Source organism: Ruegeria sp. AA6 (genome assembly GCF_056542865.1).
The window spans coordinates 36,404-60,641 of sequence record NZ_JBQGAN010000021.1 but is presented as its reverse complement, the minus strand read 5'-3'; the positions used below and the strand labels follow the sequence as shown (position 1 = coordinate 60,641).

Annotated in this window: 22 protein-coding genes; 9 read left to right on the top strand and 13 right to left on the bottom strand. The window is 54.8% G+C overall.

Annotated elements, in window-relative coordinates:
* Positions 1 to 274: transposase (locus ACR0LN_RS19075; RefSeq protein ID WP_480431921.1), on the bottom strand; the 274-nt coding region annotated here is incomplete at its 3' end.
* 188 nt (positions 275 to 462) lie between these two features.
* Positions 463 to 1,122, bottom strand: coding sequence for a TetR/AcrR family transcriptional regulator (locus tag ACR0LN_RS19070; RefSeq protein WP_480431919.1), 660 nt, complete (start codon positions 1,120 to 1,122; stop codon positions 463 to 465).
* A gap of 118 nt (positions 1,123 to 1,240) precedes the next feature.
* Between ACR0LN_RS19070 and ACR0LN_RS19065 the strand changes: the two genes are divergently transcribed.
* Genes ACR0LN_RS19065 through ACR0LN_RS19055 form a run of 3 tightly spaced genes read left to right on the top strand, consistent with a single transcriptional unit; the run spans position 1,241 to position 5,269 of the window.
* Complete coding sequence (locus ACR0LN_RS19065; protein WP_480431918.1) at positions 1,241 to 3,286, top strand: FAD-dependent oxidoreductase; 2,046 nt, start codon at positions 1,241 to 1,243, stop codon at positions 3,284 to 3,286.
* 1 nt (position 3,287) lies between these two features.
* Positions 3,288 to 4,316: a trans-3-hydroxy-L-proline dehydratase gene (locus ACR0LN_RS19060; protein ID WP_480431916.1), complete on the top strand. Its 1,029-nt coding sequence runs from the start codon at positions 3,288 to 3,290 to the stop codon at positions 4,314 to 4,316.
* A 23-nt stretch (positions 4,317 to 4,339) separates the two neighbouring features.
* The gene (locus ACR0LN_RS19055; RefSeq protein WP_480431914.1) at positions 4,340 to 5,269 is read left to right on the top strand and encodes an ornithine cyclodeaminase family protein; all 930 of its coding nucleotides are present in this window, start codon (positions 4,340 to 4,342) and stop codon (positions 5,267 to 5,269) included.
* 12 nt (positions 5,270 to 5,281) lie between these two features.
* On the opposite strand, the gene ACR0LN_RS19050 is transcribed toward ACR0LN_RS19055, so the two are convergent.
* Entirely contained in the window at positions 5,282 to 5,830 is a 549-nt protein-coding gene (locus ACR0LN_RS19050) for a TetR/AcrR family transcriptional regulator (RefSeq protein WP_480431912.1), read from the bottom strand.
* Positions 5,831 to 5,918: 88 nt separating this feature from the next.
* Between ACR0LN_RS19050 and ACR0LN_RS19045 the strand changes: the two genes are divergently transcribed.
* Together ACR0LN_RS19045 and ACR0LN_RS19040 are read left to right on the top strand one after the other, a co-directional pair.
* Complete coding sequence (locus ACR0LN_RS19045) at positions 5,919 to 6,875, top strand: oxidoreductase (protein ID WP_480431911.1); 957 nt, start codon at positions 5,919 to 5,921, stop codon at positions 6,873 to 6,875.
* A 115-nt stretch (positions 6,876 to 6,990) separates the two neighbouring features.
* Positions 6,991 to 7,383, top strand: a complete 393-nt coding sequence (locus tag ACR0LN_RS19040; RefSeq protein WP_480431909.1) for a MauE/DoxX family redox-associated membrane protein — start codon at positions 6,991 to 6,993, stop codon at positions 7,381 to 7,383.
* 113 nt (positions 7,384 to 7,496) lie between these two features.
* Here the strand turns inward: ACR0LN_RS19040 and ACR0LN_RS19035 are convergent, their stop codons facing one another.
* Positions 7,497 to 8,255 (bottom strand): DeoR/GlpR family DNA-binding transcription regulator, encoded by a 759-nt coding sequence (locus tag ACR0LN_RS19035; RefSeq protein ID WP_480431908.1) that lies wholly within the window; start codon positions 8,253 to 8,255, stop codon positions 7,497 to 7,499.
* 233 nt (positions 8,256 to 8,488) lie between these two features.
* Here ACR0LN_RS19035 and ACR0LN_RS19030 point away from each other — a divergent pair, with 233 nt between their 5' ends.
* Together ACR0LN_RS19030 and ACR0LN_RS19025 are read left to right on the top strand one after the other, a co-directional pair.
* Positions 8,489 to 10,912 carry a GcvT family protein gene (locus ACR0LN_RS19030; RefSeq protein ID WP_480431907.1) on the top strand — a complete coding sequence of 808 codons (2,424 nt, stop codon included), beginning with the start codon at positions 8,489 to 8,491 and terminating at the stop codon, positions 10,910 to 10,912.
* A gap of 10 nt (positions 10,913 to 10,922) precedes the next feature.
* On the top strand, positions 10,923 to 11,852 hold the full coding sequence (locus ACR0LN_RS19025; protein WP_480431906.1) for a phosphotransferase: 930 nt from the start codon (positions 10,923 to 10,925) through the stop codon (positions 11,850 to 11,852).
* Positions 11,853 to 12,397: 545 nt separating this feature from the next.
* Here the strand turns inward: ACR0LN_RS19025 and maiA are convergent.
* The gene (gene maiA, locus ACR0LN_RS19020) at positions 12,398 to 13,054 is read right to left on the bottom strand and encodes a maleylacetoacetate isomerase (protein ID WP_480431904.1); all 657 of its coding nucleotides are present in this window, start codon (positions 13,052 to 13,054) and stop codon (positions 12,398 to 12,400) included.
* Positions 13,044 to 14,030 (bottom strand): NAD(P)H-quinone oxidoreductase, encoded by a 987-nt coding sequence (locus ACR0LN_RS19015; protein ID WP_480431902.1) that lies wholly within the window; start codon positions 14,028 to 14,030, stop codon positions 13,044 to 13,046. The genes maiA and ACR0LN_RS19015 overlap by 11 nt, the downstream gene beginning before the upstream one ends.
* A 131-nt stretch (positions 14,031 to 14,161) precedes the next feature.
* Here ACR0LN_RS19015 and ACR0LN_RS19010 point away from each other — a divergent pair, with 131 nt between their 5' ends.
* Entirely contained in the window at positions 14,162 to 14,662 is a 501-nt protein-coding gene (locus ACR0LN_RS19010; protein WP_480431900.1) for a MarR family winged helix-turn-helix transcriptional regulator, read from the top strand.
* A gap of 235 nt (positions 14,663 to 14,897) precedes the next feature.
* On the opposite strand, the gene ACR0LN_RS19005 is transcribed toward ACR0LN_RS19010, so the two are convergent.
* Together ACR0LN_RS19005 and ACR0LN_RS19000 are read right to left on the bottom strand one after the other, a co-directional pair.
* A complete protein-coding gene (locus ACR0LN_RS19005; RefSeq protein ID WP_480431898.1) occupies positions 14,898 to 15,770 on the bottom strand; it encodes a glycosyltransferase family 2 protein in 873 nt (290 codons plus the stop codon).
* A gap of 102 nt (positions 15,771 to 15,872) precedes the next feature.
* Entirely contained in the window at positions 15,873 to 17,570 is a 1,698-nt protein-coding gene (locus tag ACR0LN_RS19000) for an ABC transporter ATP-binding protein (protein ID WP_480431897.1), read from the bottom strand.
* 733 nt (positions 17,571 to 18,303) lie between these two features.
* Between ACR0LN_RS19000 and ACR0LN_RS18995 the strand changes: the two genes are divergently transcribed.
* Complete coding sequence (locus tag ACR0LN_RS18995) at positions 18,304 to 19,224, top strand: glycosyl transferase (protein WP_480431895.1); 921 nt, start codon at positions 18,304 to 18,306, stop codon at positions 19,222 to 19,224.
* Positions 19,225 to 19,829: 605 nt separating this feature from the next.
* Here ACR0LN_RS18995 and ACR0LN_RS18990 read toward each other — a convergent pair.
* The 5 genes from ACR0LN_RS18990 to ACR0LN_RS18970 form a co-directional block, all read right to left on the bottom strand.
* The gene (locus tag ACR0LN_RS18990; protein WP_480431894.1) at positions 19,830 to 20,153 is read right to left on the bottom strand and encodes a hypothetical protein; all 324 of its coding nucleotides are present in this window, start codon (positions 20,151 to 20,153) and stop codon (positions 19,830 to 19,832) included.
* An 18-nt stretch (positions 20,154 to 20,171) separates the two neighbouring features.
* Positions 20,172 to 20,462: a hypothetical protein gene (locus tag ACR0LN_RS18985; protein WP_480431892.1), complete on the bottom strand. Its 291-nt coding sequence runs from the start codon at positions 20,460 to 20,462 to the stop codon at positions 20,172 to 20,174.
* A 495-nt stretch (positions 20,463 to 20,957) separates the two neighbouring features.
* Positions 20,958 to 21,278 (bottom strand): hypothetical protein, encoded by a 321-nt coding sequence (locus tag ACR0LN_RS18980; RefSeq protein WP_480431890.1) that lies wholly within the window; start codon positions 21,276 to 21,278, stop codon positions 20,958 to 20,960.
* A complete protein-coding gene (locus tag ACR0LN_RS18975; protein ID WP_480431889.1) occupies positions 21,275 to 22,276 on the bottom strand; it encodes a SphA family protein in 1,002 nt (333 codons plus the stop codon). The genes ACR0LN_RS18980 and ACR0LN_RS18975 overlap by 4 nt, the downstream gene beginning before the upstream one ends.
* A gap of 78 nt (positions 22,277 to 22,354) precedes the next feature.
* On the bottom strand, positions 22,355 to 24,235 hold the full coding sequence (locus ACR0LN_RS18970) for a DUF3604 domain-containing protein (RefSeq protein ID WP_480431887.1): 1,881 nt from the start codon (positions 24,233 to 24,235) through the stop codon (positions 22,355 to 22,357).
* Positions 24,236 to 24,238 lie beyond the last annotated feature (3 nt).

Below are 24,238 nucleotides of genomic sequence, written 5' to 3'. Positions count from 1 at the left end.
AGTTTCCCTTTGTGGCTTCCGTCAGGATCAGTTTGTCCAACGTCAGATCTGAAACCGCGCGTCTCAGCCGCTCGTTCTCTTTCTGAAGCCGTTTCAGTTCCTTCAATTGATCAACACCCATTCCACCGTACTTCTTCCGCCAGCGGTAATAGGTTTGCTCAACAACTCCAATCTGCCTGATCGCATCAAGACGGGACATGCCTTGCCCCATCAGAACTTCAACCTGCCGTAACTTCGAGACAATCTCTTCGGGCTTCGGTCTCTTGTTTGCCATTCGTAGTCCTCCGTTTCCTAACCATAAAGGTGGACCAATTCACGTGGGGAGGCTCACCAACAGTTATCCCTGCGTGCGATTGATCATCGTGCGCACATAACACCGAATGACGGACGCTTTATTCGTCTTCCCGCAACTATGTGGCGACAGCTTTTGGTCGTTGGGTACAACCGGTAACGCGCAGGCAGTCAGTCAATATCCTGAGGAATGTAATCCAGACGCGCATAAAACCGTGCCAGTTCGCTTTCCGATGGCGCATGACCACAAAAAGTTTTTGTGTATCTCGCAACACGCCGCATGCGATCCACCCGGCTTTCGTCGACTTGAAGCGAAATGTACCCGATTTGCGTTAAGTACAACGCGCGGGCTCGAACGTCGGCGTCATCACTTTCGAACCCAAAACGATCGAACATGCTCTTGATCGCATTAAGTCGAATTTCGTCGGCATTGTGGACCTGCGATGCGACGTCTTGCGACTGGTGCGCCCATCCACGGATTGCAAAATCCAACTGAGGTTCAAACAGGGCTTCGTCATGAAACACGACGATCAGGTTCAACAGGGCTTCGGAAATAGTTTCAGCGTAGGACGCGCAGGCCTCGATAAAAGCGCCTGTGTTTTTTTCTTCCCATTCTTCTAGCAACGCGATCAAAAGCGCGTCGCGATCCTTGAAGAACCAGTAGAAACTGGTTCGGGCAATTTTCATTTCGTTAGCAAGCTTTTGAACCTTTACCGCTTCGATACCATGGTCGATGAACGCCCGTTTGGCTGCCTCCAACCAAAACGCGCGCGAGCCTCGCCATCCAGAAGTCTTTTCAGGAACCCGAGCTGAACGTGAACTGTTTTTCATACGACGAGGTTAAGAGTGCTAGAGTCTGGCTTCAAGAAAAATGTACACTAATGACCCTTTACTAGACTTGTGTGAACATTTTAATTGATTGCAGCCATGTGACAAATGAGGTCCGCGCATGTCCAATGATCCGCTGCTGCAGCCCTATCAGCTCAAGCACCTGACGCTGAAGAATCGCATAATGACTACCAGCCATGAACCGGCCTACCCCGAGGACGGAATGCCGAAAGAGAGGTATGCGGCATACCACGCCAAGCGGGCCAAGGCGGGGGTCGCATTGGCCATGACGGCCGGATCTGCCACGGTCTCGAAAGACAGCCCACCGGTTTTCAACAATATCCTTGCTTACAAGGATGAGGTCGTACCGCATATTCAGCGCCTGACTGATGCCTGTCACGAACACGGCTGCGCCGTCATGATCCAGCTAACACATTTGGGGCGCCGGACCGGATGGAACAAAGGGGATTGGCTGCCGCCGCTCAGCTCCTCCAAGCATCGCGAGCCAGCGCATGGGTCATTCCCCAAACGTGCCGAGGATTGGGATATTGAGCGCGTTATTCGTGACTTTGCCGATGCCGCCGAGCGGATGAAAGCAGGCGGCATGGACGGGATTGAGCTTCAGGTCTACGGCCATTTGCTTGATCAGTTCTGGTCGCCGCTGACCAATGATCTTGATGGTCCGTATGGCGGGCAAAGTCTTGAAAGCCGTATGAAACTGCCGCTCGACGTATTGCGCGCCATTCGGAACCGTGTTGGCGACGAATTCATTGTCGGGCTGCGTTATACCGCTGACGAGGCTCAGAAAGGTGGAATATCGCCCGTTGAGGGGATCGAGATTTCGAAACGGCTGGCCAATAGTGGCATGGTCGACTTTCTCAACGTCATTCGCGGGCGCATCCACACCGATCCGGCGATGACCGACATTATCCCGGTGCAGGGAATGAAAAGCGCACCGCATCTGGACTTTGCCGGCGAAGTCAAAGAGGCCACCGGCATGCCGACCTTCCATGCCGGACGAATCCCGGACGTGGCCACTGCGCGCCATGCTGTTTCGGCCGGGCTTTTAGATATGGTCGGCATGACCCGTGCGCATATGGCCGATCCCCATATCGTGCGCAAAATTATGGAGGGCCGCGAAGATGACATTCGCCCTTGCGTGGGGGCCACCTATTGTCTGGACCGTATTTATCAGGCCGGAGAGGCGCTGTGCATTCATAACCCGGCAACCGGGCGCGAACTGTCGATGCCCCATGACATCACACCTGGGGAAACACGAAAAAAAGTCGTGATTGTGGGCGCCGGCCCCGCCGGTCTGGAAGCCGCGCGCGTTGCGGCAGAGCGTGGGCACGACGTCATCGTGTTCGAAGCGCAGCCCGATCCCGGTGGACAGATACGCCTGACGGCCCAGAACCCGCGTCGGCGCGAAATGATCTCGATCATCGACTGGCGCATGGCGCAGTGTGCCGCCCGCGATGTAGAGTTCCGTTTCAACACCTGGGCCGAGGCCGAAGATGTTATCGCTTTGAACCCTGATGTGGTGATCGTGGCCACAGGCGGGCTGCCCAATACCGAGCTGTTCGAAAGCGGCAAAGAACTGGATACGGTCGTGACGTCATGGGACATTATCTCGGGGGATGTCAAACCCGGTGCCAATGTCTTGATCTATGATGAAAGCGGTGATCATCCGGGTTTGATGGCGGCAGAGGTTGCCGCAAATGCTGGCGCGAAGGTCGAGGTGATGACGCCAGATCGTACAGTTGCACTGGGCATCATGGCGATGAATCTTGTGCCTTACATGCGTGCGTTACAGGATCTTGACGTCACCTTTACCGTTGCGCGCCGCCTGCTTGACGTGACACCCAGCGGCAATCAACTCAAAGCGCTGGTCGGGACGGATTACAGCACTTCGACCTCCGAGCAGCTGTATGATCAGGTGGTGATAAACTATGGGACACTGCCTATGGATGATCTCTACTTCGATCTAAAACCCCATTCTACCAACGGGGGAGCGGTTGATTACGAAGCCCTGATCAAAGGAACACCGCAGGGCACCGAGGCCAATCCCGATGGCAGTTTTCAACTATTCCGTATCGGAGACGCCGTGAGCGCACGCAACACGCATGCCGCGATCTATGATGCGCTGCGGCTGGTAAAGGATATCTGAGATGCGCTCATCAAAAACTATTCATGTTATTTCCGCGCATGCCGAAGGCGAGGTTGGGGATGTGATCGTCGGCGGCGTCCTGCCCCCGCCCGGAGAAACCCTGTGGGATCAGCGCCGCTGGATCGCCGAAGACCAGACGCTGCGCAATTTCGTGCTGAACGAACCCAGAGGCGGTGTTTTCCGACACGTCAATCTGCTGGTGCCACCCAAGAACCCCGAGGCGCAGGCCGCCTTCATCATCATGGAGCCCGAAGATACGCCGCCGATGTCAGGGTCAAATTCGATCTGCGTTTCCACCGTATTGCTGGACGCCGGCTTGATTCCGATGCAGGAACCCGAAACCCACATGGTGCTTGAGGCCCCCGGCGGCCTGGTGCGCGTACGCGCCGCGTGCAGGGATGGCAAGGCTGAGCGTATTTTCGTCCAGAACGTGCCCTCATTCGCCTGCGACCTGGACCGCACGCTTGAAGTTGAAAGTCTGGGTACGCTCAACGTTGACACGGCTTATGGTGGCGACAGCTTTGTGATTGTCGATGCGCAAAGTCTTGGCTTCTCGTTAAACGAAGACGAAGCGCATGACATCGCTACTTTGGGCGTTCGGATCACGAATGCTGCGAACGCCCAAATCGGGTTTACGCATCCGGAACAACCGGATTGGAAACATATTTCGTTCTGTCTTTTTGCCGGCCCCCTCACCCAAGGCCCTGATGGGTTCGAGGCAGGAGCCGCTGTCGCCATCCAGCCGGGCAAAGTTGACCGGTCCCCCACCGGTACCGCCTTGTCGGCGCGTATGGCCGTGCTGCATGCGCGCGGAACGATGGCCGTTGGGGATCGCCTCACGGCGCGCTCGCTGATCGGGTCCACTTTCTCTGGCACGATACTCGAAGAACTGTCTATAGGCGGTCAAAAAGCGATCCGCCCCGAGATATCCGGGCGCGGTTGGATTACGGGCATTCATCAGCATATGTGCGATCCAAGTGACCCGTGGCCCGAAGGTTACAAGCTGTCAGATACTTGGGGCGCGCGGTAACAGATCTTGGCATTGGAACACTCATGAATATTCCGTTCATTACTTTCGAAGAGGCTGAACCCCTTCTCGACTGGATAAGCCTCGCCGAAGCACTGGCGAATGGTCACGCGCGCGCCAAAGCCAGCATTGGCGACACGTACCTGTATCGCGGTCAGGACACGATGCTGAGCCGTTCGGCCTGGGTGGACGGCCTGGGAATTGCAGTGAAGACGGCCAACATCTTTCCGGGCAATTCTGCCAAAGGTAAACCCGCCATAAACGGATCTGTCTGCCACTTTTCCGATGACGACGGCTCGCTTGAGGCATTGGTTGATTTCCACCTTATCAACAAGTGGAAAACTGCGGGCGACAGTCTGCTCGGTGCGTTGCGTCTAGCCAATCCAGACAGCCGTGAGATTCTCATCGTAGGAGCAGGTGCGGTTGGAGCTTCCTTGATCGAAGCATTCAAAGCCGGATTTCCGAATGCGCAAATACGGGTCTGGAATCGGACGGCGTCGAAAGCCGCGGATTTATGCGAGCTTTATCCCGGAACTTCACATGTCGCCGATCTGAAAAGCGCCGTTGGCGCGGCCGACATCGTTCTGACGTGCACAATGGCATCAGATCCGGTGATCAAGGGGGAGTGGTTGCGGCCCGGTCAGCACCTCAATCTGATCGGGGCTTATCTCCCCGACATGCGTGAAGTCGACGATGAGGCAATCAAGCAATCGGTCATTTTCTGTGACAGTTTCGAGACCACTGTGGAGAGCATTGGTGAGTTCATGATCCCGCTGTCCAATGGGGTGATTAACCACCGGGACCTGCGCGCCGACTTTTATCAACTCGATGAATTTCCACCCTACGATCCTGACCAAATAACGCTCTTCAAGAATGGCGGCGGCGCGCATCTCGACCTCATGACCAGCCACTATATTTTGCAGAAGTGGAAGGCCGCCCAGGTTGCCACAAGCTAGGCTTTGTTGGGCTTAGGACGCGCCCCCACACAACACCCGCAAAGCGCGCTTCATCCCTGCGGCGTAGTCCTCACTGTTGGTTGATTTGAGCAACAGCCCTTTCGATACAGTGTTGATCACAAACCCCATATCTTCGGCGGCCTCCGCAGACGCGGCAAGGCCGCTGTTCAGGATATAGGCCGACATGGCGATCGAGAACGTTCCTTCATAATCCGCCTCGGCACGGGCCGAGGATGCAATCGCGAATTCCATAATTTCCGCCCCATGGGGTGTGCCACGCCAGATTGCGACGTGGTCGCCGATCCAGGCCTGAAACGCCTGGGCCAGAACAACCTCCGGCACTTCGCCGCCCTGCGCGAAAACCTCAACTGCCGCATTGGTTACCGTAGTAAGGACGCTGTCCACCGCCCAGTCCAATACCGCCTCTTTCGATCCGTACTGGTTGTAAATGGACTGCCGGGACAGTCCGGCTGCTTCAGCTATGTCCGTCATCGAGGCTTTGCGAAAGCCGTATTGCGCAAACACATAAAGAACATCGAAGGCGTTTGAAGATTTTTTCATTTTACCTACTAGACACTTTGGTTCCGATTTGTAAATACGATACACAACAAGACCACCAACTGCAACCCCAATCGACAGGACCCCCTCGATGGAACAGAAGATCACCGACTCGGGCTTCAGCAATTGGAAGCCAACGCAACTGCCGGACCTGACTGGCAAGACCTACGTCATCACTGGCGCAAACTCGGGCATTGGCTATGAAGCTGCCCGCATGTTGGGTGAAAAAGGCGGCAACGTCGTTATGGTTTGCCGGTCGCGGACCAAAGGCGAAACGGCGCAGCGCAAGTTGTCGGCCGTTAGCAAAGGTAAGGTTGACCTTATCCTCATGGACCTCAGCGATCTCTCCTCGGTCCGTAAGGCGGCAGAAGAGCTGCGCGGGCGCTATTCGAAAATCGACGGGCTGATCAACAATGCTGGTATCATGATGACGCCGCAGACAAAGACCGTTGATGGGTTTGACCTGCAGATGGGTGCGAACCATCTGGGACACTTCCTATGGACTGGCTTGCTGCTGGACTTGGTCGAAGCTGCCGAAGGCCGTGTCGTTGTGTTGTCCAGTGTCGTTCACAAATACGACCCGCTGGATCTGGATGACTTCATGAGCGATAAAAAGTACACTCCGGTAAAGGGATATACGCAAAGCAAACTTTCCAATCTCATGTTCGCATTTGAATTGGATCGTCGCCTCAAGGCGGCGGGCAGCAAGGCGATCTGCGTTGCGTGTCACCCGGGCTACACCGACACAAACCTGCAATCCACTGGCCCGACAGGCTTCATGAAAGCTCTGATGGCTGTGTTGAACAAGCTGGTGGCACAACGCCCCGAGGCGGGCGCTTATCCCACCGTTCTGGCGGCAGCAGGCAACGAAGCCAAGCGCGGTGCATATTACGGCCCGACGAAAATGGGGGACACCCGCGGCCCAGTCAGTGACGCAAAAGTCAAAGACCACGCGCTGGATCAGGAAAAACAGCGCCAGCTTTGGGCGAAAAGCGAAGAATTGGTTGGGTTTGCATTCAAACTACCCGCCGTCGCGAGCGCCGCTTAATCGTTTACCTACCACTTACCTCTTACCACACCCCCTCACTCACTCACGCAACTGGCCCGGGCGACGCGAAAGTGTCGGCCGGGCCAAAATTTACCAACTCGCAACGGAGTTTAACGTGATCAAGACACTGTTCGTCTGGCTTTTCGCCTTATTCCTTTTAACCGGAGGAACTACGCATCTGATAAATCCGGCTGTCTTTGATGGGTTCATGCCGGATTTCATCCCCAAAGCGCCAGCGAACATCCTTGCAGGAGTTGTTGAGATCGCGATCGCAGCAGCTCTGATCTGGCCCCGCTTCCGGTCTTATGGCGGGCTGTTTGCCGCGCTGCTGTGCGTCGCCTTCACGCCCTTTCATGTGTGGGACCTGTTTCGCCCCGATCCGGTCGTCGCACCTTACTGGGCGGCGGTTGCGCGATTGCTCATGCAATTTGTGATGATCGGCTTTGGCCTGCATCTGTGGCGGCAATACTCCAACCCAAAGCAGATGGAGTATCGGGCCCGATATTAAACGGCACCAGAGCGGTCGGGTCGCTCATTATCAACTAGACAGGCTGAAGTGCGAGCGTCGCACACGCAGCTTCTGAATACTCAGACCGCATCCGCTGCAGGATTGGCGCTGGGTTATGGTGCCAATATGACGTTGGACAAGCCTTCGTAAGCGCCAAGGTCTTTCTCGGACAAACTATCCGTTACGATCATTGGGGACCGTTCGAACTCTCCGATGCTCAACAGCCCAAGCGCACCGGCCTTCGCCATCTTCGAATGATCCACCGCGAAAATGACCTGATCGGCGATCCCGGCCATTGCTTTCGCCATATCCGCCTCGCACTGCTCGGTCACCAAAAACCCGCGTGACTGGTGGACTTGCGCAGCGGTCAGAACACAGAAATCCACGTGCAGTCTTTCTACAGTCTCGAATGCGGTTCGGTCATAAGACGCACCATCGTAGTCGCGTAGTTGAGTTCCGGCGAAGTAGACGTCGTTTCCTTTGACAAGCGACAGCGTACTGGCAACAAAGGCCGAGTTTGTGACCACGGTCAGATTCCGGCGTATCTGAAGTGCTTTGGCGACGAAACCCGCGCTTGAACCTGCATCAATTGCAACTGCCGATCCGTCCGGGATCAGTTCTGCCACTTTAGCCGCGATCTGCGCCTTTGCTTCACGGTTATGCTGCATGCGATTTTGAAACGGTTCGGTCATCGGATTGTCTAGACTGACAATCGCGCCGTGAACTTTTTCAACTAAACCCGCCTCGACCAAAGGTTTGACGATCCGACGAATAGTCTGCTCCGAGACCCCAAGCATGTTCGCAAGCTCTGACACGCTCAGCGTGCCTCGTAGTGCAACTGCGTTCAGAATCTCGTTGTCGTATTTTGCCATTTAGACTTCTTCTCAAAAACAAACTTTGCGTTCAAGCATCCAATCCAACGTCAAGCGTAGTGTGACGGCGGAGTACCCGGCCACCGTGTCGTCCAGATGAGAACTCACAAGACCACAGCTCTCCAAAGACGAACTTGGGACGGCCGCGCTCACATTACAACATAATGCAACATTTTGTGTTGCTTTTTGTTGTTTTGATGTCAATCTGGCGCAAACTTCCTCGAGGACCGGATATGGCACAACACTCTGCAAAACATCTCATCATCGGTGGTGGCATCATCGGATGTTCAACGGCCTATCACTTGGCAAGAAACGGCGAGAAAGACGTTGTGTTGCTTGAGAAAGCTTCGCTGACCGAAGGCGCGACCTGGCACGCGGCAGGGCTGGTCGGGCAACTACGATCCTCGCGCAACACCACCCGTATGTTAAAGCGGTCCGTCGCCATGTATGACCGGCTGGAAGAAGAAACCGGCATGGCGTTTGACTGGAAAAAGGTCGGCAGCCTGCGTCTCGCAGCCACCAAGGAACGCCTGCTGGAAGCGCAGCGGCTGACCACCATGGCAAAAAGCTTTGACCTTGAGATGGAGATGATCTCAGCCGCAGAAGCCAAGGACCTGTACCCGTATATTGATGCCACCGGCTTGCAAGGCGCGGCCTTCATCCCGTCGGATGGCCATGTTGATCCGGCCAGCCTGTGCCAGGCCATCGCAGCCGGTGCCCGCAAGCATGGCGCGCAGATCCGGCAAGGGGTAAAGGTGCTGGATTTCGAGATCACGGATGGCCGCATCACCAAGGTGATGACCAGCGAAGGGGACTACGAAGCAGATACCATCGTCATGGCCGCCGGTATGTGGAGCCGTGAGCTGGGTGCGAAACTTGGCATTCACGTGCCTGCATGCGCCGTCGAGCACCAATATATCGTGACCGAACCTCTGCCGGACGAAGCACTGGTCAAAGGATTGCCCACGCTGCGCGACCCGGAACGGTTGGTGTATTACAAGCCCGACGCCGGCGGACGACTGGTGATCGGTGGCTATGAAGAGGGCACCCTGCCCTTCGGCGACAACGGCATTCCCGGCGAGTTTGTGCGCCAGCTTCTGCCAGACAATCTGGATCGGTTCGGACCACTGGCCGAACTGGCCGCCGAGGTGACTCCCGTGCTGAACGAGGTCGGCATCCGCTCCGTGATCAACGGCCCGATCCCCTATTCGGCCGATGGCGATTTCGTGCTGGGGTGGGCACCGGGTTTCGACAATCTGATGATGGGGACCGGATTCCTGTATGGCATCGCGGCTGGCGGCGGAGCGGGTGAGATGATTGCCGAGTGGATTACAGAAGGCCGCCCGAGCCTTGACCTCTGGCCGCTGGATTGCCGCCGCTTTGGCTCGCATCACGGCACCAAGAGTTTCATGTATCCGCGCGCCGTCGAACATTACGCCCACCACTACAAAATGCGCTATCCGGGCCAGGAACATGAAAGCGCGCGCAACCTGCGCCTGTCACCGCTACACGGGATTCTCAAGAAAAACGGTGCAGTTTACGGATCGAAAAACGGTTGGGAACGGCCTTTGTGGTTTGCCCCCGAAGGCGTTGAACCCGTTGATCAACTCGATTTCCTTGATCCCGGCTGGCATAAGTTTGCAGCCGAAGAACACAAAGCCGTCCGTGAAGGCGTCGCGCTGATCGACCAGTCGAGCTTTGCCAAGTTCGAAATCCTCGGCCCCGGTGCGCTGCCGCTGTTACAGCGTCTTGCGGCCTGCAACATGGATAAGCCCGACGGCACGGTGATCTATGCACAATTCTGTAACGAGACCGGCGGGATCGAAGCAGATGTCACCATCACCCGTTTGGCACGCGACCACTTCTATCTGGTAACCGGATCAGGGTTTGGCGCCCATGATGAGGATTACATCCGCCGTCACATGCCCAAAGACGGGTCGGTCCAGATGATCGAAGTCACTTCGGGTCGGGCGGTGATCGACATCTGCGGCCCCAAAGCCCGCGATGTTTTGCAGGCGGTTTGCGAACAGGACGTCTCGAACGCGGCCTTTCCGTTCGGAACCGCGCGCAATATCACCGTCGGAAGCGCCCAGGTCCGCGCTGTCCGCATCGGGTTCGTCGGTGAGCTTGGCTGGGAACTGCATGTACCGACGGAATTTGGCGCCCATGTCTATCAGACCCTGCGCAGCGCAGGTGAGGAACACGGCATTCGGGACATCGGTTACAGGGCCATCGACTCGCTGAGACTTGAAAAAGGGTATCTCTACTGGTCCGGTGACATATCGCCCGACTACACTCCGATCGAGGCCGGTTTGGGGTTCCGGGTGCATCTGAAATCCGGCGGAGATTTCATCGGTCGCGACGCGTTGGCCCGGCAAAAAGCCGAAGGACCAGCACGCAAGCTATGCACGTTTGTAACCGAAGCCAAGTTGCCGCTGTTTGGGGGCGAGACCATTCTGCGTGACGGGCAAACCGTGTCACTTGCGACCAGCGCGGGCTATGGCCACACCGTCGGGAAAACCATTATCTTCGGCTATCTGGATCAGACGATCAGCGATGAAAGCGCGTTTGAGATCGAGGTGTTTGGCGAACGACACAACGTCACACGGGTCGACGGCCCATTGTTTGATCCGCAGAATGAAAAACTAAAGTCCTGAGGGGGTAGACATGTACGAACATACAGACACCATATTGGCCACACTCCGAAACGTCTCTGGGTTCGAGGACGTCAAACCCGACGACTGCAAGATCACACGATTGGGAGGGCTGACCAATCTGGTTCATCTGGTCGAAGCCCGAGGCAGCAGCGTGATCGTGCGCATTCCGGGCGAAGGCACCGAGGCGTATATCAATCGCGCAATCGAAATTACGAATGCCGAGGCCGCTTGGCGCGCTAGTGTGTCCGCCGAGGTATTGTGGGCGGATGCCTCGACTGGCGAAATGGTTTCGCGCGCGATTGGTGGGATTGAGACGATGACACCTGCGCTGTTCCAGACACGCGCAGGATCACCCGCCCGCGCGGGCGCGGCGTTGGCAAAGCTGCACAACTCGGGCGAAACTTTCGAATTCCGTTTCGAACTTTTTGCGATGATCGACGATTACCTGCAGATCTTGTCGACAAAGGATGTCGACTTGCCCGAAGGGTATCACGACGTGGTCAAAGCTGCCGAACCGGTCAAAGAGGCGCTAAACGCCAACCCGGCTAAGCTGGCCCCGTGCCATTGTGATCCATTGTGCGAAAACTTTCTGGATGACGGAGAGGTCATGTGGATCGTTGACTGGGAATATTCCGGCATGAATGACCCGCTGTGGGATGTTGGCGATCTGGCCGTCGAGGCCGAGATGGACGCGACGCAAGAGGCCGAGTTGTTGCACGGGTATTTTGGGCGCGAACCGACGGCTGCGGAACAGGGGCGAGTCGTCATTTACAAGGCGATGTGCGATCTGCTTTGGACCTTGTGGGGGCTGATCCAACACGCTGACGATAACCCGGCCGAAGATTTCTGGGCCTATGCCACACAGCGTTTTGAACGCTGCAATGCTCTGATGCAAAGCGGTGATTTTGCAAGCCATGTGGCAGCGGTCAAGGCTGGCTGATCGTCAATAAAAAAGCCGAACGCAGGTACGGATTGCAAAAGACTTGTGTTCGGCGGGCAAGGAATAAAATGTCCGCGTGAAAATCCTTACCGCACGCGACTCTTCATGCTTGCCACATGCAATTTGACGTGTATTACGGCCAACAAAATGCGGTAAAATTGCTAGCTGGCAAAATCCTGCCACAGCTTGAGCACGCGGGTGGAGGTCTTCTGGGCACAATGAACGTCACCAGCGGCCTTCCCCTGACTACAATTGTTTTGGTCATAAGACACCAAAGCCGTGACCACAGAGCCGCGTTCAATACCTTGCTAGACAGCGCCACTCAACTTCGCGGCGGCGCGCCGATCCGTGCCATGCGGCGGCTGCCACTCGACCCTGTAAGCGACTGCGAGGCACAGCCTGGCTTGGACCCTATCCTAAGCAAAGGCTGACAGGTCAGACCCTGCACCTAACCGCAGCGGCAGGCAATTCCGAATTAAGACCGGCTCGATACCAATGTCGCGCAAAAACTGAGCATCTGGCCCGAGACTATCGGGCCGGGCAACCTAGCGTTCCGGCGCATCCGGCTGAACAGATGGATGTGCATTCTGAAAGGCCGGCAGTTGCATTGCCGAAGCATACCGGGCGTTCAGGGTCGGGTAATCCCCTAGGGGGCAATCGAAGCGTTCTGCATTGTACATCTGTGCCGCAAGGCAGATATCGGCCAGCGTCGGATCCTCGCCAAAGCAATAGGTGCTGACTGGATCATTCGCGATCATGGCTTCGCAGGTGCGCAGCCCTTCCGCGACCCAGTGGCGATACCAGGCAAGCCGCTCCGGCTGCGTGATGCCCATTTCGTTTTCGAGGTATTGCAGCACACGCAAGTTGTTCAATGGATGCGTATCGGATGCAATCACCTGCGTGAAAGACCGAACGCGCGCGCGCAAGCGTTTGTCTTCTGGCAGAATGGCAGGCGTATCGGGCCGCGTTTCATCCAGATACTCGATGATCGCAACAGATTGCGTCAGCGTAAGATCACCGTCCCTGTAAACCGGTACGAGACCTTGCGGATTCAGCGCTCGAAACTTGGGCTCATGCTGTTCCCCACCCAGAAATACGGGCACAAGCTCGTGATCGATACCCTTGAGGTTCAACGCAATCCGAACCCGATAAGCTGCAGTCGATCGGAAATAGGTATACAGAACGGGTCGATCAGCTGACACGCAACAACACCTTTCCGATATGCGCATTCGACCGCATGTACTCTTGCGCTTCTTCGGCGGCATCCAAATCAAAAGCCTTATCGATCAGAGGCTTCACATCCCCTTGCGACAGCCTTTCGTACAGATCGTCCTCGAACCGTTGCACAACCTCAGAGTGTTCCTCAACGCTGCGGGTTCGGAAGGTCACGCCAATCAGTCGCAGACGTTTCTTGGCCAATTCATCCAAGTCGATCTCATCGACATACCCGCCCATACGACCAACCTGCACGATTCGACCGAGAATTGCGGCACAGTCCACATTCTGCTGCAGGACACCTTTGCCGATATTGTCCATTATGACGTTGACGCCCTTTCCATCAGTCGCCTCAAGCACCATGGCAACCGTGTCCTGAGTCTTTGCGTTAATCCCAACGTCCAGCCCAATGCCTTGGAGCTTTTCCAGTTTCTGCGGCGACCCGGACGTGCCCAAAACAACCGAAGCACCAAGCGCTTTGGCAACCTGTACGCCCGCAATACCCGCGCCCGATGTGGTGGCCTGAACAAGCACGGTTTCACCGGCCTGCAACGCACCGTTGGTGACAATGGCGTCATGGGCGGTCATAAACGACACCGCAGTCGCCGCGGCCTCTTGCCAGGAAAACCCACGAGGCACCCTCAGCGCAAGCCGTTCATCGACAACCACTTTTTCGGCATAGGCACGTGACGCCATCGCCATAACCCTGTCACCAGGGGCAAATCTGGTCACATCTGATCCGACCGCGACAACCTCACCAGCCATTTCCAGACCTGCAATCGGGGCTTCGGCGGGCTTGTCGGCATGCCCGTAATGCGCCGCGTGGCGCAATAGATCAGCGCGGTTTACACCTGCAAACCTGACGGCAACCAAAATTTGCCGAGGGCCGACCTGAGGTTCCGCAGCCTCAACCGCTGTCAGACCCGGTTTGCCATCCCGATCAATGATTGCGATTGCTTTCATCGCAGCACCTCCTCCTTAAACATGCATTTTGCATATATTGCATTTTGCAATTATTAACAAGACTTAAGTGTAATTGCGAACCCCCCAAAACTGTGACACAGTTTGTCAAACAAATGTAGGAAATTGAGGATTTGCGAGACGAGATGGCGGGCGATCAGCAAGAAAAAAACGGCGAACAGATTTGGTTGAACCTTGATCAATCAATCGGGTTCAATCTGAACATCCTGTCAAACCGGTTCTCGCTGGTCCTGCAATCCCACTACCGCAAGAAACACAAGCTGAACGTTGCAAGCTGGCGCTTGATCGCGACCTTGGCAGAAAAAGCGCCGATGTCGGCGCGTGAAGTTGCTGAGTATACGGTCATGGACCCGATCCGGGTCTCGCGTGCTGTCTCGGACCTGCTTAAGCGTCGCCTGATTTCAAGAACAGCAGACCCCAAGGACCGACGCAAGGTTGTCCTGAAACTCACCAAACGCGGATATGACGTTTATTTCGAGATCACGCCATTCCTTGTGGAAAACGAGCAGAAACTGTACGGCGCGTTAACAAAAGACGAACAGAACACATTGTTGAATCTTGTTCTTAAACTGGAAGAATACTCCAGAAGTGAGTTTGGCAAAGTACCAAGCTAGAAAAGGGCGTCGAGTTCAGAAAATACAGGTGTCATCCGAGCGACGACGGAGAAGACGACCTATAGGCATCTGCCTAAATTGTTCCCTGACACAATCAGCATCACAGATGCTGAATCCTATTGCTTTGCCGACACTAGAATAAATTTATTATGTGGGAGCAGTCCCTGGGTTACAGCCTCATTGACTTTCCGCCGGGGATGCTGGCCCGTATCACTTTGTCTTTCAACGCTTCCAACTACTTTCTGATATCTGATTGCCGGAACCAAAGTAGCCTAACTGTTTCAGAAATCATGACCAGACGCAGCGCATATTGCACACTCCAAATCCCCAATGCTTGCCGGAGATTGAGGTCGGGCTTCTTACGCAATTTCGTGAGGGTCCGAAACGAGGGGATAAGTTTCTGAATTGGCGGCACATAGTTCAGTGCTCCACGTCGGGAATTTCGACGAATTCTTGCGCCCTCGATACGACGCACTTTTGTCGCGAATTCCTTCAGGCTGCTCCGGGCAGGATGCTGGACGATAGCATCGGCGGCAAAGACAATCGGTTCGCCAGCCGCGGTTGCCCGGTCATTCCACTCCATATCACCACCGGAAAGCACGTCACCATTGAACAGACCGATGCGCTCAAACATGTCGCGACGCACAATGAGATTTGCTGTGACCGCACGGCCTCGCTCCACCCATTTCTTCTGCTCTAGGCCGAGATGATAGTCATACAGCTCAACAGAAGTCCATTCAGAGCCATTGGGCACAAGCACAACGTCGCCTCCGAAACGACCGATCTCTGGGTGCTCTTGTGCGATGCGAAGACCGCTTTCAACATACTTTGGAACCGGTTGGCAATCTGAATCGGTGAAGAACAGCAAGTTGGCTTGCGCTTCAGCAATCCCTTTGTTGCGCGCTGCGTAAGACCCCGGTTTGTCTTCTGTGACAACTCGCGCGTTTGGAGGAAGTCGAAAACCTTCAGGCATACAGTCTGACGGATCATTGTTCACAACAATGATCTCGAACACTTCTGGGCTAATAGTCTGACCTGCAAGGCAATCCAGACAGGACTGCAGCTTGTCCCAGCTGTTGTAAGTCGGAATGATGATTGATGCGTCCATGTTCATTTCTGCAATCAAGAACCCGCAGTGATAATCCTATTGTTGCAGGAGGAAAGCGTCGCCGTCGAGTGGCGGCAACGCGTTATCTGTATTCGAATATGTTCAGTCAGAATGCACTGCATTGGAATACTGGTGATCGTACAAGGTACGAAATGCACCGTCATTCTTAAGCAACTCGCTTGCGCTTCCTTTTTCGACGATCTGCCCCGCCTCAATCACAACGATCTGATCAGCGTGAAGGATTGTGGACAGGCGGTGGGCAACAATTATAGTCGTCCGATTTTCAGTCAGCCTTTGCAACGCTTCTTGCACAAGGTGTTCAGATTTGGAGTCCAGCGCACTTGTCGGTTCGTCCAGCAACAGAATAGGACTGTCGCGTAGCAGGGCACGAGCAATTGCCAGACGCTGCTTTTGACCGCCTGACAGGAACGCTCCGTTTTCACCCACCCACGTATCGAATCCGTCTTCCAGGTTCATAATGAAATCGTACGCATTGGCAGCTTTTGCTGCTTCTATCACTTCCTCGCTCGACGCTCCTTCCCTGCCAAGCCTGATGTTGTCGGCAATAGTAGCTGAAAACAAAAAGGTTTCTTGTCCGACGAACGACATGTTCGCTCTTAGGCTTTTAAACGAAGCATGTTTGACGTCTTGTCCATCAATTGTAACCTGCCCGCTTTGCGGATCGTATAGTCGAAGTGCCAGGTTCAGAATGGTTGACTTGCCACCTCCGGACAAACCGACCAGAGCGGTTGTTTTTCCGGCTTCAAAGGTCAGGGAAAGATCATTGATTATCGGCTCACTGCTTCGATAACCGAACGTGACATTTTCGAACTTTACCTCCCTCGGACCAGCAGGCAGTACTTGCGGATCGTCCCTTTCGGCCAAGGTTTCAGGTTGATCAATTATTTTGAACAGCATTCGCACGCGGCGCAAACCGATCTCGAGTTTGACTCGAACACGTGACAGTCTTTTGGCTGGCTCATAGGCCATCATCAATGCTGTTACGAACGACATCAATTCACCCGGCGTCGATCCCCCGGATCCAAAAATGTTGGCCGCACTTAATCCGATGACCGATGCAATGGCAAAGCCCGCCAGAATATCCATCAGAGGGCTGGTCGCGGCCTGTAGACGAGCAAGTTTATTGCGGCGTTTCTCAACACTTCTAACGGATTCGTTCATCCGTTTGGCCATCCGCTCTTCCAGCCCGAACGACTTGATGACCCGGATACCCCCAGACGTTTCCTGAATCACCTGCATGATCGCCCCAAGAGATTGCATTTCCATATCGGCAATCTCTCGGACTTTTCGCAACAGGGTCCTTACGCCCCAGATCGCAAGAGGACCAATGACCAAAGTGAAAAGCGACAATAGAGGCTGTTGGTAGAACATGACTGCCAACAATCCGATCAAGCTCAACGTGTCGCGAACGGCCGTCGTCACAACAACCTCAATGACCTGGCGTGCAGCTTGGGCGGATTGAGTGACCTTCATAAGCAGGTCGGAGCTTTCTGTGAGGTTGAAGAAAGATACACCCTGACGAAGCAACTTATCGTAAAGCTTAATTTGCTGGCGCGAAACAATTCGGTTGCCAGCGCGTGTTAAAGCGACCACCTGAACATAAGTTGCAACGCCCTTGATCAGAAAGATCACGAACACAGCAATGGACACACCCAGGACCTGCGACGCGTTATCTGCTTCGAACAAAGAATCTACGACGTCTCTCATGATAAAGGCGACGGCGGCGGTCGTGGCCGCGACCAAAACCATTGCAATGATAGCAATGATGTACAGGGTCATCTGAGATCTCAGGTTTTCCCTGAGAAGACGCCATAAGACAGAATTGTCTAGCGTTTCCGCGATTTTCAGTTTTGTGTTTTGCAAAGCAAAATTCCAACCCGTCCCAAGTGCCGTCATACCTGATAGAATTCAGGCTACGATGCAACCCGGTTTACTTACTTGTAGCCCTGATCGGGCTATTCCCGAAATTCGTTCTTACAGGCCGTTAACAGAACGAAGTGCAGCGACATCCGCCTAAACAGCGTTGAGCCTTTGCCGTAGACCCTCAGTTCATTCCCCCAATTTTGGGATGGCCATGTAATGTGTCAACACCTGAGCAATTTTTTCTACCAAACGTTCAAATTGATGGAACGGACAGAACCCGGGCGGAAATTGGCAGCCGATCCTAAAGTCGCCTATAACCTGGTGGCTGAATCTGCTGATCCCATTGACCTTATGACCGAGTTGAATGAGACCCGGGTTCTCGGCAGCCCCGCGAGTACATAAGATGTGTGCCCCCGGAAACAACCACTTTTAGGATAGAGCATAGAAGTCCGGGCTTGAGTCCTATATGGCATCGGGTGCTGAAAGCGCTTAACAAGCCCGGAGATTCATCCAGAAACCGGTATTTTAGAAAACCAATCAGAAAACCGGTTCGTCCATATCAATGCGAAAGGTTTACTCAATCCTTATGGATCGTCGTTCCTCTCATCTCAAGATTACCGTTGCGGCCCTGACAAGACAGCGACCGGAAATGCTGTCAAGCTTGCTGGAAAGCTGGGGAGAGATGGTTCTTCCTGTGAATTGTTCCGTTCAGTGCCTCGTGGTTGAAAACGACACGGCACCGCACAGTGAAGCTGCGGTTCGATCTTATGGAGAAGTGCTGCCAAACGGCGCCTCCCTGCATTATGCGCTTGAGACGGAACCGGGTATCCCCTTTGGCCGTAACCGGGCAGCCCGAATTGCAATCGAGCAAGGGGCTGATCTTCTGTGTTTTATTGACGACGACGAAACCGTAGCTGTGGATTGGCTTGCATGCTTAGTTGAGGGGTACAGAACCAGCTCAGCCGTTCTTCTGGGTGCGCCTCTGCGGGCCGCCCAACCATCGGGCGACGAAACAAAACTACAGCGGCTGATGCTGAGCAACATCACACATCGGTACCTGACAAAAGAAAGGGCCGCTTCCAAGCGCGCCACGCTGGAAGATACAGGCGGAGTGACAATTGTTACCAACAATTGGCTAGGGGAAACTCGGCTTTTCACTGACCGCAACATTTGGTTCGACGAAACCATGCGGATGACGGGCGGCACTGACGCCAAGTTCTATGCTGAAACAGTTGCCGCGGGGTTGCCTTCCGGCTGGGTCAAAAATGCGTTTGTTTACGAGCGCATACCACCCGAGCGGCTGTCTTTCTGGTATCAGGTGGCACGCGGTCGGGATCAATCCAACACCCATATGCGCAGAAAACTGGAACAGCGACCAATCAAGGCGCTAGTGCATATTGCCACAGCGCCGCTTCGCATTGTTGTTTTGGTTGGTTTGGTGGTTTTATTGCCGTTCCAACCGCAAAAACGATTAATCGAAATCGCCCGCACGCTGGGATGGCTCGTCGGGGTGCTGGGTATCCCTTTCGGCTATAAATCCACGCTGTATAAGAAAATCAGCGGCCAGTGATACTTCCTGAAATAGCCACAATACTCTAGCAAAGATGCTGTTTAAAGCGCCTGCGTAGATAGCGGTCGGAGGTGAACAAAACACAAGGAACTCTTGTCAGCTATCGCCAATACGGCGATAGTCTTTGGCCTGCTGCACGTTCGTCGTCACTTGCAGCGTAAATGCCGCGCTCACCTTATTGGATTTAGAACTTCTTTGTGACGGTTCCCCGTTCCACGAAGTTCGAACGGGGAACCGATCCGGACTTCCAAAACCTGAGGCTGTGACGCCCGTTTCCAAAAGACGATACCGGGCGCCACCTTGTCACCACTCACGCCTTGATCAGAGCTTTAGGCATCCAAATTCTTAACGCGGCAATCTTGTCAACCGTCAACGCCGACGACATCGCGCGCAGTTTCGGCTGGGGTGCAACGGTTACTCACACCGATGGTAGACTGCTGGACCTGCCGTTTTGCGGCTTTTTCCGGCGTGCAATCCGAATCCACCACTTCGCAGCCCAATCAGACAAAGTGCAGCCCAAACGAAGATTGAACAGGCCCAGCCCATTGGTACAGGGGCAGGGACTCCAACTGCTCAAAAAAGCCCGATCCAAAGTTTCCGTCAACTCAAGCACGAGAACTCAGACCAAATCCTGACGGAAGCAGCGAAGTTTGCCCCAAATCCCGGTGATCTTCACCTGCCGCCAACCGTTCCAGCGTATTCTTTACCATGCCGCCGCTTGGGCTGGATCCAAGATAGACAAGGCTGGCAGCAACTCGAGCAGGAACAGTGAACTTGTCGGTGTTGCTCGAAAGATAGTCCTGCAGAAGCGCGTCGTCAGGTTGTATTGCTTGTGCTTCGGAAGCCAACAAGAATTTCATTCTCTGCACCAAGGGGTTACGGATGATCTGATCGTTGCCGTCCAGCCCCAGCACCAAGGCTGCGCGCACCAGAACCTCGCGGTTCAGCTAGTCTTCTTTGAGCTTGCCCAATTCATCTGTATTCGGAGGGCGGCGCCAAGTGTCTTCGAACTGCTTTGCCAGTACGTCGACTTGCTGTTGGTCAATAATAATAACCCGCGCATCCGGTGCCACATTCCACTCGACAGGCTGCGCCAGCTTGAACCAGCCAAAGATCGCGACGCTGATAAGCGCAAAATGAACAAATGGTTCTGTGGCTATGCGCCGGAGCAGCCGGTGTTTACCCTGGCGCGGTTTAATCGTGCGCGGCGGGTTCACTGTCTGCCAGTTAACACTCATCAGATCATCACTCTTGATTTGGTCCTCCCTTTGGAACCAACACTTTCAGTGTGAAGTTGATCGTGTAAGCCGCAGAAACCACGTCGTCTGCAAAGTTGTGTTCGTAGGATAAAGACCACTGTCACGGCAGCCCGTTGCCCAGATTCAGCTTGGAGACTTTGACCCCCAATGGATGACTGCTGAAATCGCTGGCCTCCCAATCGAAAACAAAGACCATCTCGGACGCACCGGCTGACCATCCATGACCAAGGTTTTAGATGAAGACCGGTTGAAGCGTGGAAAGATTGACACTCGGTCGTCATCCCCGGCCACTGTAAACAAGTTCTGGTTGAAAACACCCCATAGCCCCCAACTTTCCTGTGCGGCGAAGCCTGCGGCGGGACCTAACGCCCATTTCTCTGCGCTTAGTCCATCCGCGCCCGTCGGAATTAGCGCAACGGCACCGACACTGAAGCGGCCCCAGGAGCGCTCAAATGTCATGAGGTCGAACAGAGTTTAGACGCTGAGCCCCGACTGACTCGTCGCGCTGTCGGTTACGTATGGCAGCGTAAGCCGGGCAATATGGTTTGTTTGCCCGAGTGAAAATGGAATTGCTGCGCGAAATTGCAGCAGGCTGCTGTCTTCGGGCGAGTTGTACAGATTCGGCGAATGGAAGACTGTAACCTGAAACGACATGATCGAAGCCGAGGGATCGTTGGCTGCGTTTTCAATCGTCTCCACCCCCTTTTGCGCCTGGATAACAGCCGCGATCGAAAGGGCGGCCGCCATCCACAGCGACACAGTTTTTTTAATAATGATAGGGACTTTGCTGATCAAAATGCCAAGGACACCTGGGCGGTGAGGATATCGCTTTCGAGCCGCCTCTTGGCCGAGAATTCGTGCGTGTATTTCAGCTTCAGAGACGCCTCGGCCCCAAACAACGTCCCGCCCGAGTAGATTACGATCGGGCCAATCCCGCTAACTTGAGCTTTCAGGCTGCTCGCTCCCAGTGCGATCTTCAGCGCCTCGGCTCCACGACCGCTATCGTCGTCGATTTGCTGATATGTGTAACCCGCAAGCCCGACGCCCCAGCCCGACCGAAACCGTTGTATCACAGCCCCCTCAATCTGGATGGTAGGTGCTGTTTGGAAATCCGTGTCATCGTTTTTCTCGCTGAACAGAAAGCTGACCGCACCTGAGGCTTCGAAGCCTCGTTCAGGTACGAACCACGTCGCGGCGAAAAAGGGTTGGAAAGACCACACATTCTTTCCAACCGACAGCGCACTGATGGACCGGTCCACAACATTGATCGACGCGGTTTGGTAATCTCCAGTTGGTATAAAAACTGACAATCCGGTGCTGTAGTGCAGATTGTCACGATGCCATCCCACAAGCCCGGTCACAGTGATGTCGGCTAGCCCGGATGCGGTGTCCGATATGCTGGCGCCTTGAAACGGTGGCCTAATTGCTGTGAAAGACAAGTCGCCATCTACATATGGCAGAGTAATGTCGATCGCAGGCGTCCCACCAAAGACCTGTGCATCGAACACCTGCGTGACATTCAATCGCCAAATATTCAACTCAAGATCCGCATCCGCGGCAATCGGCAAACCGCCAAGTGACAACCCGTCGACGCTGCCATCCAGATGGTCGAATGTCAGTGCGGTATAGGTGCCAGGCTCGGGGACAAACCCCGCAAACGTGTCCCTTGTTTCCATGAAATAAGCACCAATCCCCCCTTCAACGGCGATGGCTGGCTTGGCAGTCAGAACCGTTAAGGCCGCAAAGAATGCTGCGCCCAGCGTGGGGCGCATACCGGGGAAAAGATTTTGCATTTGTCACCTCGTTCAGACGTATTCGCGCGTTTGTCGCGCTGTCCCTTCATGCGGGGATGGATTGATCAGAGTTTGGGGTCAGGGCGTGTACCAGATGGGGGATGTATAAGCTCGGTCCTGAATGGATTCGGGTGCCCCTTCCGGTAGCTCAACGCCAAAGAACTTGCGGTCATACGTCGTCCAGCGCGGGGTCGGGATTTCCAGAACCCGAACGTAGTAGAACGCGCTTTGCGCAGGGTCGAAGTCCGGGTCTTCCCAGTAACCACCCAGAATGGCCTGACCGATGTCATTTGTAAAAGTGGCATCTAGCGCGTTGACGGTGTTTCCGACCAATCCATCGCAAGCCCCGTCAATCACGTTACGGCCACCGCACGAGACGTCATAGACTTTCTCGGAAGTAGTTCCGTCAACGTTCAGCCAACCCTTTATGATCTGAACGCGGTCCAGATTAGCCCCGTCCGGATCGCGCAACGCGCGTACTAGGAATCGCGGCGCACGACCTTCACTCTTTGCCAGATCACCCCCCATAGGTACGCCATTGGCATAGCCATGCGCTGCGAAATCTGACCGAGGCAGGTCAGATTCTTCAAAGTCATAACCCGCGAACACACGAACCCGGATGCGCGTGCCCGAGGTCGCGTAGACTTCTTTGCGCATCATCGCGTCAAAAATGGCCTCGCGCGTGTTTTCACGTGCCCATACCGCGGCCAGACCAGAAGCCGAGGTCTGCCAGGCGTTAATTCCGTTCTCTGGCGCGCCCAATCGTCCAGCAATGGTTTCTTCAAACCAAACAGGGTCAGCCGTGGGTTCGAGCTGCGCAACTTTGCCAAAGAAACTTTCTTCACGCGTTGTCGGCAATGAAGTATGCGCGTCGGTCGACCCGATCATACCGAATTTGAAAGGGTTCGCGCCAAGTTTTGCTTCATGGGACAGACCCCGCCGCAGTGCCGGACGGGCGTATTCGTTCGGCAACATATCAGGTGTCTTGGCATCAGAACCGAAATTGGCCGTGTCCCACGTTTCGAAATCCGCGAATTCGTCATCCGGTGACAGCATTGGATGCGCTTCACCATCGCCTTTCATCTGCGTGACTTCGTAGATCGGCTCCCATCGCGCCCTGCGCTCAGCGTACGCCTGATCGATGGGCTCATTCGTGTCGTATCGCGTATCATCGAACATCAGCCCGTTGGACAGATTACCATTGTGCGGAATGGCCAGCACGCGCCCACCGGTTTCCGCCTCAAGCGCTTCCATCCAATCCCACAGGTCTTCGGGGTTCACGCCCGCATCCGCCGAAAGCGGAACGCGACTGTTCGCGATATCCTTGCCATCTCTGTAGACAACAACGCGGTGCATATTGTTACCGTTTGGCGTTGAAGACCATTCGAACCCAATGATCGCTGAAAACAGGCCGGGTTCATTTGCCGCGTCGGCGGCGTCTATTGTTTCCTCCCAAGGGCCGCGGGAAAAATCAGGGTTGTTCGAATAAGGGTTTGTGCCTTCAAACCGGGACCCGGCCCATAGGTTCCATGCTTTTCCAGCTGCTTCGGCTGAGCCGTCCTGCACATACCCATGTAACGTTTGGCCGAATTCAGTGTCCAATACGGCAGGGTCATCCCGCTTGAGCATGGGCGCAACGCCAAGACCTTCTGCGTGATCTGAAATCACCAGCCAATCCAAGGGTCGCACCAGACGAACGGGAACACCCATCGAAGACACCACTTCTTCTCCTTTGGCGAACCGAAACGCGTCAGCGGGGCCAAGGTTGTTACCGATCATCCCGGCATCAGGTGAGTAGGATGTGTGTAGGTGGGTATCGCCGAAAAGCACCTGGTTTGGAAATTCTTGCTTAGGATAAGGCGAATATTCACGTTCGCCCGGGTTCCATGGCGGTACGTCTTGCGCAAATGCCGCCGATGACAATGCAATGGCCGATACTGTAAGCGCTTTTAAATACATAAC